This is a genomic window from Microbulbifer sp. SE14, from assembly GCF_059834885.1.
The window spans coordinates 1-576 of sequence record NZ_JCBAJA010000091.1; the positions used below are offsets into that span (position 1 = coordinate 1).

A 576-nucleotide genomic window follows, 5' to 3' on the forward strand; every position below is an offset into this window, starting at 1 on the left:
CCATGGTTAACAAGGCCAGTCAGTACGCTCCGGCGCTGCGCGCCTCCGCCGGACGGCCTACGCAATGCGCTTCGCGCAAAAAACGCTACGGCCGCCGCTGCTGGCGGCGTTAAAGCTATGAAGTTTTTTTCCCAGCTATTAAAGGTCTCTGTAAAAGTTGCAGTTTTTTCTCCGCTGGCTGTTTTTCCAGCAGTATTTGTAGCAATGTTTTTTGTTTATCTATTTGGCTTAGGTATTACTAAGTTCTTTAGCGAAATTCTGCTAGTATTTATGGTTGCTCTTTGGGGGTTCGGGTTTTCATATGTAGGAACATTTCTATTAGGAATTCCAGCTTGGATGATTTTAGGATATCTAAAAAGATTGAACTTCTTCTGGCTTTCTGGTTTGTCAATAATAGCCGGTTTCACTTTGGGAGTTGTGCTATACAGAGATTTTTACGCAGGTCTAGCAGCGTCCTACTTTTCGCTAGTGGACCATGCGGTTAATTAGGTAACATATTTTTGGCTCGTTGCACTGAGGCCAGTATTGTGTCGGCGCCCTTTGTCCATTTAAACGGCTTGGCAAGATCACGGTTAT

Annotated in this window: 1 protein-coding gene; it reads left to right on the forward strand. The window is 44.8% G+C overall.

Annotation, left to right across the window (positions count from 1 at the left end; genetic code table 11):
* Window positions 1–489: hypothetical protein (locus tag AC6R19_RS22785; protein ID WP_500582161.1), on the forward strand; the 489-nt coding region annotated here is incomplete at its 5' end.
* Between the last annotated feature and the right edge of the window lie 87 nt (window positions 490–576).